The sequence below is a fragment of the Bacillus cereus group sp. Bce019 genome, assembly GCF_051781745.1.
GTDB classification, from domain to species: domain Bacteria; phylum Bacillota; class Bacilli; order Bacillales; family Bacillaceae_G; genus Bacillus_A; species Bacillus_A cereus.
The window spans coordinates 1-8498 of record NZ_JBPWJX010000043.1 but is presented as its reverse complement, the minus strand read 5'-3'; the positions used below and the strand labels follow the sequence as shown (position 1 = coordinate 8498).

The window sequence follows — 8498 nt, the reverse complement described above, 5'->3', positions numbered from 1 at the left end:
CCAGATAAAACAGTATTGAGTCCATCATATCAGATGGACTCTTTTTTTACTGTCTACCTATAGGGGATAATACCAATATGGTCTCTTTTTTTTAGGGTATTTTACTGTTTTCGCTCAAATGGATTGTCTTATACATCTAAGTTGTTTCTACATAAATATCTGTAATCTCACCTATTACTATATCTTTAAAAAAATTTCCAACAGAACCAATAAACCGTTATAAAAAGTATTTAAAATAATAACAAATAGGTATAATAATTCCCACTATAGAAAATACAATACTTCCTAAATTAAATGCAGAAAGTTTCGCACGATGAACTTGAATTTCACCTAAATCTACCCCTCCACTAAAATGCTTATCCATAACTTTAGCGACGTTTTGTTGTTGATTAACAAAATAAGGTATTAGCCATATACAGCAGAACAAAATAATACTACCAAAAAAGAGTGTGTCAATAATTGAAGCTTTCCAATTTAATGAAGTAATGACTATGAGAACAAATTCTCCCACCATAACAATTATCATAGTTACTACATATCTGGTTTTTTCAGAAACGTTTTTAAATACAGTCTCGTCCATAATTTTTTCTATTTTAGTCCATATTACACTGATTAACACGATTAGGATAATTAAGAAAATAGTAAATAAAGCTTTAACTAAAAGGTACTCAAACACTACCGACACCACCTAATAATTTCTCAATTAGAATATAAAGTTGATTTTTTAACTCTATCAAAAGATTAAATTCAATAATCTATTAACTAGCTTATCGAAAAATTTATTGATTTAAAGATACAACGCTATATGTATTAGTTATATAGGATAAGATCTCCCAAAATTCCTTTTCTAATATATATATCTTCTAATCGTTGTTGGACTTCAATTGTCTAAATATTTTATTTAGCACTTTATATCGGTTAATAATTAGAATTTTCTGAATTAAAATTCCGTGATATTGTTAAGAAAATAATTATTATTATGATATCTCGATGTAATTGCTGCTAATGCTTTATCTTCAAGGGGAAATATAAGGTTTTCGTTACCGTAATACTAATAACAACCTAACAAATTGAATAGTTACCAGAAAATAATAAAATATGTCCCTCGGCAATTTACAGTATAATACACTTTTAGAAAAAATGGAATATTTAAGTATTTCTTTATTAATAATATGAATTAATAGAATGTTTATATTATTGTACGGATTAAAGATAGATCAGCTGTGGTGATCTTTATTCATTTTTTCTAGAGTTTATATTAACTTAACAAACTTTGTAACAGAACCATATATAAGATCAAATATGATACAAGCAATATGACAAGTTTTTTATTTTTTATACAGTAACCATTTGTTAGCCAATCTCTTTTCTTTATTAAGAATATTCTGTTAATTTTTTATCAATTTACAATTAGAGGTTGAACTATTATATAATTCACAAAATTATGGTAATGTTTAGGTGAATAGAAGTAGTTGAGGAGGACGTAGTGATATGAGCACAAATATTTTAATGCATGAAGCAGTTATGCAACAACTTAATGATTTTTATCAAATGATGTTGTCGCAGCAAATTATAAAAGCAACGGAATTAAAGAAAGAAATAGATGAAAAAATTGAACAGATTAAACATGCAGAAGAAAAAGAAAATCAAAATCAAAATTTATTATTATATTATTCTTTACTAGACCTAAAATATAGAATGCTAACTGATCGAGTGAGTATTCGAAAAGATAGTTTTGAAGCAATTGATACAATTAATGAATCGACAGATACACTCACAGCTTATTACTATCATTCTTTTAAAGCAGAACATGCTTTAATGTTTAGTAACTATAATGAAGCCAGAAGGCAATATGAAGAAGCTGAGAGCCTATTAGAACATATTTCTGACGAATTAGAGCATGCAGAGTTTTATCAAAAATATGCGGTGTTAAATCATCATATGTCTAGTATGCTAATATCTATTGAATACGCAAATAAAGCGAAAGAAATCTTTGAAAGGTATGCTGGATATGAGGTGAAAGTTGCTTCTTGCGAAAACACATTAGGGACAGCTTGTATATTCTTAAAGCAATTTGAAAAAGCGGAAGAACATTTGAATCGTTCCATTGACCTTTTGCAAAAACATAATGTAGAAAAATTGATTTTAGTAGTAAGGCATAATTTAGGATTATTATATGCAACTCAAAACTTATCTACATTAGCGATTCGTCATTTATCAGAAGTGACAGAGAAGAATCCTGCCCATTTTAAAGCATTGTTCTTACAAGCACGTGAACACTATAAGCTAAGAGAAACAATTATTGCAAAAGAACTTATTGAAAAAGGATTAGCAGTTTGTATAGAATTAGGAAATGAAGAGTATGTATATCATTTCAATATTTTACGTTCTCTTAATGAAGATGAAGCAATTGAACTCTTAGAAGAAGAAGTGAAAAAAGGTATTTCTTACTTCGAAAAGCAGGATTTGTGGGATTTCGTAGAAGAATATGCAGAAGTATTAGCGGTTCGCTTCCGCAAATTGAATAAGCATGAAAAAGTTAGTGATTATTTCGATGTATGTTACGAAGCGAAACAAAAATTACTAAGCAAAGGGGCGTTAAAATAATGAAGAAGCTTATATTAGCGGCGTTAGGATTAGTGATAACATTATCATTTAGTAACAATACAGGTGATACACAACATGCTCTAAAAAAGGAAGAAATTATACAATACTCACATGCTGATCATTTTTAATAGCTAATTAACAAAGGGACTCCAATTATGGAGTCCCTTTGTTAATGGGATATTGCTTTGGTTTATCTAATTGTAATAATGTTTGTAAAAAGTATAGATATTTTCTAAATTTGCAGAGGTAATTATTTGTTAATCTTTTAAAACATTGGCTTAGTAATACCGAGGGTTATTATAGATATATTAATCATATAATTTGTCCCTATCAAAATGAACATTTTTTGCATTTAATATATTGTAAATATATTTTATTTTGAAAGGATGTGATTATATGGCTCATAAATCTACTGGAGTGTTTCGAGTTCCAGTTTCTGAAAATGGGATTATTCCAACTGCTCTCAACATTATGCTAAACAATGATTCACGCTGCCATACTAGTAATGTAACGGTAACTGTTAGGAGAAGTCGAAACACCTTTTTCCCAACTCAAAATGAATTAGTTGAAATCTCTCGTACTTTTGTTTCTTTAGAACCAAACAGAACAACTAAGATTGTGTTGTTTACTCCAGAATTCCAAGTAGAAGATTTCCTTGATGTCATCATTAGTGGAAATAAAGAGGATGTTAAGGATGTTCTTGTATATTCTTTCTTAGCAGATTCAGTAGGTCATAATCTGCCATCTACTGTTTTCAGAAATGCAGAATACACTTTTACTTGCTGACACTGTGATAATGTATTCTTTACTGTCGTATATCTGAATTGAAATGTTGCAAACAGCACTTCAAGGCATATAATCTATCGTTGAAAGATCATTCGGCAGAGGAGCGGTAGTTGGTGAAAGAAGTTTAGGATATCCAGATGCAGGTGCACATACGCTTGGGGTTATCTTTACAGAAATTTTAGGTAGTTTGAAATAGAAATTAGAAGATCCCTTCTACCTTAAGGTGGAGGGGGTTTCTTAATATTATTTTTTGATATATATTGCTAAATATGTTCCCATAATTCATTCTATTGTATTGAGAATAATGTCATCTATATCAAAAAAAGGCTTATAAAAGGAACTTGTATTTGAGGTGGGTTTATTAACCAATTTTATATATAGCATGAATGAAAATGAGATAAATAAAACAATATTCCCTATTATGTTTTTAAAAATAAATTGAGCAGGTCCTTGTAAAAATAAAGAATAGACACCTAAAGGTGCCTTTCGCCGACTTAAATTAATTTTAATATTATCGATCTAAGTTTAAAAGCTGTAGGGATTTTTTCTGTGGGTTTTGTAAGTAGTTTTTACGAAATTATGAGTGTTTTTTATTTTGTAATTCAATAAGTTCATCTGGTAGCATTTTTGTATAATATTCTTTTTCTGTTAGTTCAAATATAAATAATGCTTTTTTCCAGTTATAAATAACCTCTTCTACATTATGTTGTTTCATTTTTAATAAACACTGACCTTTTAAATAGAATAGTTCACCTAGTAGGTATAAAGTATTTAGATTAATTGCTAATTTAATACCTTTATCAATGTACTTTATTGCCTCTTCATATTGATATGTGAAGTCGAAACATTTTGCTAAATTTAACATGAGTTTTAATTTAATTTCTTTATCTCTAGGAAAATCTAGCTTATTAAAATTAGTTAAACATTTTTTGAATATATTAATACTTTTTTCATATTCTTTATTTTCCGCATAAAATATAGCCATTGTTTGCATAATATCTATTTCTCTTTCTGATAAAAAATCAGAATTAGTTAAAGTCAGTTTTAATGCATTATTTAAAAAATCTAAAGCAGTTTTTATTGATTTATCCACCATAAATATAGCAATTGCTTCATGCCATATTAGAAATTGTTTCTCATCTTTTGTTTGAAAATTATTTAAGTTTTTCTCTTTTTTTACTATTTCATAAAGTTCTTTATATTGTTTTTGTTTTAAGCAATCTTTTATTACGTATTTTACATTTTCTACATATTTTAATCTTTTGTTTTGAGTTAGTGCAAATATGTTATTTGGATCAATACCAAGTCTTTCTGATAATTGATATAACAATATACTAGATGGATAAATCATACCTTTTTCAATCTTGCTAATTTGACTTTGTGAACATATTCCATAACATAATTCGGATTGTGATATATTTTTTTTAATTCTAAGTTCTTTAATGGTAATACCCAAATCGTTAAATTCCATTTTTCCACCTACTATTTAGCACTTTATTAATATAAGAACATTCTCTAACCTTAATGTAATGTAAAATTAATATAGTTGCAATTATTGTTTTAAAGGGCTTATCGTTTCTATAAGATGGTGAGATTTTTTTATGTACAAAAAAGACACCCTAAGGTGCCTTACGCCGACTTGAACCACATTCGTTTAATATAAACCTATCTGTATTTTCACATGCTTCTCTAATCCCTCTATTTTCCATTTGATAAAATGAAATCCCAATATTACCAATAATTAAATAAATATTTCTACATATTCAATATATTTACATAAATTACAAAAGTGATACATTTAAGTTGTAATCTATAAAAACTATTAAAGGGGGATTTATTATGTTCAAGAAATTAGTAGTAGGAGCGTTAGCAACAGGTGTTGCATTAACAGGAGGAATTGGTGCAGCTTCAGCTGATACACAAAAAGCTGTGAGCTCTCCGAAGCAAGCAACATGCTCAATTCCTTATGAGTATTCTAATGGTAAATTCAAAAGAACTCTTTATTACTCAAATGGAGTATATGCTAATAGTTTTAATGAAAATGTTTGTGGCGGGACGATTACGTGGTATTTAAAACATGTTCAACATGGAGTTGCTTTTTACGAAGGTAATTTAAAATAGTAGATTTTTTGAACCTCATTTATTGAGGTTCTTTTATTTTTAGTTTTTAAACTGATTCTCTATAAAAAAGACACCCTAAGGTGCCTTCTTACGATTTGCTCCATTGTAATATGGTATTGGATGCCAGTCCAATTATTATTTTACCACGTTAAATAGTTTCGGTTATTGAGAAAAAAGACAACTCATTATTTGAATGCAAAAAGTCCTAGGGGGACTAGGACTTTTTGCTAGAATGAATATGATTTAAAAAAGGACTTATATAACGTAACATATGAATGTTTCGTAAATGTATCAAAAAAGTGAACAAAATAGTTATTTTAAATAAAAAAAGCTCCGCGATAAAAGCTGCGGAGCTTCATAAGGTCGAGTTATGTCGTACTCACAAGGGATTTTAACATGAATGTTGTGGTAAAAATACCGGTAAATTTATCCTATAACCCCCCCGCTGATTAGAGTTTCACTTCATTCGAAGGAATTCATGTTTTATAAATTAGATTATGATAGTTGATATTCTCCATATTGACCAGAAAAGAACTAAAAATTCTAGTGAAATTCCAAGTGTTCGTTTCCTAGTTTTTTGAAATTCTTTTATTAAATAGCCAACAGCACTAATTGCTATAAGAATGAAAAGAATAAGTTCGAGTGTAACTGGCATTTTATCTACTCCTAATACATTGATTTGTCATATATAGATTATAGGATATTTTTACGGCTAGTGGTGAAAAAATTAATAAAACTATCTCTAATGGAGTTTTGTTTGAACTTCTAAAAGAATTTGTGAAAACCATTGTACGTAAAGTTTCTGCGTATGTTTTTAGGAAACAAATTTTAGAAAAAGATAACAAAAAAACCACTCCTCATCGCCGTCGGAAGCAAAAGGGTGGGGTTTGTAAAAAATAAATGAGCCCTAATGAATATAATGTACAAAAGAAAAGACACCCAAAGGTGCTTTACCCCGACTTGATAACAACATTTTATGTATTAAAGGTCATCAAAAAATGTTGTATTTGAAACACGTGACGTTCCATTAATATATTATAAACTAAATGTGATTATATATTGAATATAAAATTTAGAAAGTTGGTGGGAATAATAAAATGCATAAAATCCTTATTAAAAAAGAAGCCCTAGGATTAGGGGGCTAGGGCTTCCTGTGTTGGTATATCTCGCACGACATTATAAAAAGAAAAGAACTTAATGAAGATAACAGAGAAATGTTTCGTAAATGTATCAAAAAAGTGAACAAAATAGTTATTTTAAAAAGAAGAGCAACTAGCAAAAATTAGATACTGATGTATAAGAAAAGAATAGATTAAATAATTTAATATAAAAAATACAAGATATGCAATATTGCATATCTTGTATTTCATATTACATTGAACCCAATCATGCCTTGAATAGAGAGGATTTAAAAGAAATGTAATAATCTAAATTGTTTACCAATTAATATGGTAAATTATAGATAAATAAAGAAATTTATGTTAATGTACTTATGGTAATATGCTGTTAAAAAAAGGAAGAGGTGAAAAGTTTATATGTTTAAAAAAGGCGTATCATTGCTATTAATTCTCATTTTATCTATTTCTACATTTAGTATAGTAACTCACGCTGCTAGTAGTTCAGAATATGTGAATCAATCATTCTATGGGTATAAGGAGCCATCTTTTAATTCAGCTAAAACAAATGGCGAATCAGAGTATGGTGCTCAAAATGTAGGAGTCGTGGAAAAAAGAGATAATGGCTGGTGGAAGATTGAAACATGGGAAGGTCCAGTTTGGATTAACTTAAATGGGGAAGAACGTGTCATGGGAGATTTCTATGGATATGATGAACCTTCTCTCTCATCAAAGGTTGCGAATGCTGGAGCGAAGTACGGGCGACAAACATTTAGAATAGTAGATGGAACAACAGATGGTTGGCTTAAATTTAAGACGTGGGAAGGCGAAAAATGGATGAATCCTGCGGCTGAACAAATTACCGTCAACAAAACGATTTATGCATATAATGAGCCTTCATTTAATGCAAAGAAAGCAAATTATGGAGCACCATTTAACCCGCAAAATTGGGGAGTAGTAGAAAAAAAAGAAAATGGCTGGATGAAGGTAAGTACTTATGAAGGTTATAAGTGGATCAATCCAGATGGAGAAGAAAGATTCATAAACAAATCATTCTATGCGTATAACGAAGCTTCATTTAATGCAGCAAAAGCAAATGCTGGAGCATTATATAATCCACAGAATTTTAGAGTTGTGGATGGGACAACTAGTGGATGGTTAAAGGTTAAAACATGGGAAGGCGAGAAATGGCTGAATCTAGATGGAGAAGAAAGATTTATAAATAAATCATTCTATGCGTATAATGAACCTTCATTTAGTTCAGGAAAAGCAAACGCTGGAGCATTATATAGTCCACAGAACTTTAGAATAATAGATGGGACAACTAGTGGATGGTTGAAGATTAAAACATGGGAAGGCGACAAGTGGATTAATCTTAACCAAACAGATTCTGGTAATTCTGGAGTGGTTGACCTTGCTTTAAAACAATTAGGAAAACCATATGTATTTGGAAATAGTGGACCTAATTCATTTGATTGTAGCGGTTTTATTTATTATGTATTTAAAAATAATGGATACAATATTGGAAGAACAAGTGTAGCTGGATATTGGGGAATGGTTACAAAAATAAGTGATCCTCAACCAGGAGATTTAGTATTCTTACAGAATACATATAAAGCGGGTCCTTCTCATTTAGGAATATATTTAGGGAATGGTGAATATATTCATGCAGCTGACGAAACAACAGGTGTAATTAAAAGTAAGATAAATAGTTCATACACTCAAAAGCACTTCTTGGGGTATGCTAGATTTTCAAAATAATTAAATTGGATTCAATAAAAAGACAGTTATCTATTGAACTGCACCCCAATTGTTAGACACAGTCTAACAATTGGAGGTGTAGTTTTTTTATGACTAAATTTACTTCAG

General features: G+C 29.5%; 8 protein-coding genes and 1 pseudogene. 6 read left to right on the top strand and 3 right to left on the bottom strand.

Annotated elements, in window-relative coordinates; genetic code table 11:
* Positions 1-217 precede the first annotated feature (217 nt).
* Positions 218-676, bottom strand: coding sequence for a hypothetical protein (locus tag ACS2QP_RS27225; RefSeq protein ID WP_153581883.1), 459 nt, complete (start codon positions 674-676; stop codon positions 218-220).
* A 103-nt stretch (positions 677-779) separates the two neighbouring features.
* Positions 780-885, bottom strand: a pseudogene (locus ACS2QP_RS27220) (BtrH N-terminal domain-containing protein); the annotation flags it as partial.
* A gap of 606 nt (positions 886-1491) precedes the next feature.
* On the opposite strand from ACS2QP_RS27220, the gene ACS2QP_RS27215 reads away from it, so the two are divergent.
* From ACS2QP_RS27215 to ACS2QP_RS27200, 4 genes are all read left to right on the top strand, one after another.
* Positions 1492-2607 carry a tetratricopeptide repeat protein gene (locus tag ACS2QP_RS27215; RefSeq protein ID WP_088339142.1) on the top strand — a complete coding sequence of 372 codons (1116 nt, stop codon included), beginning with the start codon at positions 1492-1494 and terminating at the stop codon, positions 2605-2607.
* Positions 2607-2735, top strand: coding sequence for a hypothetical protein (locus ACS2QP_RS27210; protein WP_000733501.1), 129 nt, complete (start codon positions 2607-2609; stop codon positions 2733-2735). The genes ACS2QP_RS27215 and ACS2QP_RS27210 overlap by 1 nt, the downstream gene beginning before the upstream one ends.
* A 268-nt stretch (positions 2736-3003) precedes the next feature.
* The gene (locus tag ACS2QP_RS27205; RefSeq protein ID WP_153581882.1) at positions 3004-3393 is read left to right on the top strand and encodes a hypothetical protein; all 390 of its coding nucleotides are present in this window, start codon (positions 3004-3006) and stop codon (positions 3391-3393) included.
* 76 nt (positions 3394-3469) lie between these two features.
* Positions 3470-3589 (top strand): DAK2 domain-containing protein, encoded by a 120-nt coding sequence (locus tag ACS2QP_RS27200; protein WP_071713771.1) that lies wholly within the window; start codon positions 3470-3472, stop codon positions 3587-3589.
* Positions 3590-3970: 381 nt separating this feature from the next.
* On the opposite strand, the gene ACS2QP_RS27195 is transcribed toward ACS2QP_RS27200, so the two are convergent.
* A complete protein-coding gene (locus ACS2QP_RS27195) occupies positions 3971-4864 on the bottom strand; it encodes a helix-turn-helix domain-containing protein (protein ID WP_063535790.1) in 894 nt (297 codons plus the stop codon).
* Between the two features lie 368 nt (positions 4865-5232).
* Here ACS2QP_RS27195 and ACS2QP_RS27190 point away from each other — a divergent pair, with 368 nt between their 5' ends.
* Both ACS2QP_RS27190 and ACS2QP_RS27185 read left to right on the top strand, forming a co-directional pair.
* Positions 5233-5514 carry an LCI fold-containing protein gene (locus ACS2QP_RS27190; RefSeq protein ID WP_438883011.1) on the top strand — a complete coding sequence of 94 codons (282 nt, stop codon included), beginning with the start codon at positions 5233-5235 and terminating at the stop codon, positions 5512-5514.
* 1535 nt (positions 5515-7049) lie between these two features.
* Positions 7050-8390: a C40 family peptidase gene (locus ACS2QP_RS27185; protein ID WP_438883010.1), complete on the top strand. Its 1341-nt coding sequence runs from the start codon at positions 7050-7052 to the stop codon at positions 8388-8390.
* Positions 8391-8498 lie beyond the last annotated feature (108 nt).

Coding starts and splice junctions, on each gene's coding strand:
- ACS2QP_RS27195 (WP_063535790.1), bottom strand. CDS start 4,864: ATGGAATTTAACGATTTGGGTATTACCATTAAAGAACTTAGAATTAAA.
- ACS2QP_RS27205 (WP_153581882.1), top strand. CDS start 3,004: ATGGCTCATAAATCTACTGGAGTGTTTCGAGTTCCAGTTTCTGAAAAT.
- ACS2QP_RS27190 (WP_438883011.1), top strand. CDS start 5,233: ATGTTCAAGAAATTAGTAGTAGGAGCGTTAGCAACAGGTGTTGCATTA.
- ACS2QP_RS27215 (WP_088339142.1), top strand. CDS start 1,492: ATGAGCACAAATATTTTAATGCATGAAGCAGTTATGCAACAACTTAAT.
- ACS2QP_RS27210 (WP_000733501.1), top strand. CDS start 2,607: ATGAAGAAGCTTATATTAGCGGCGTTAGGATTAGTGATAACATTATCA.
- ACS2QP_RS27185 (WP_438883010.1), top strand. CDS start 7,050: ATGTTTAAAAAAGGCGTATCATTGCTATTAATTCTCATTTTATCTATT.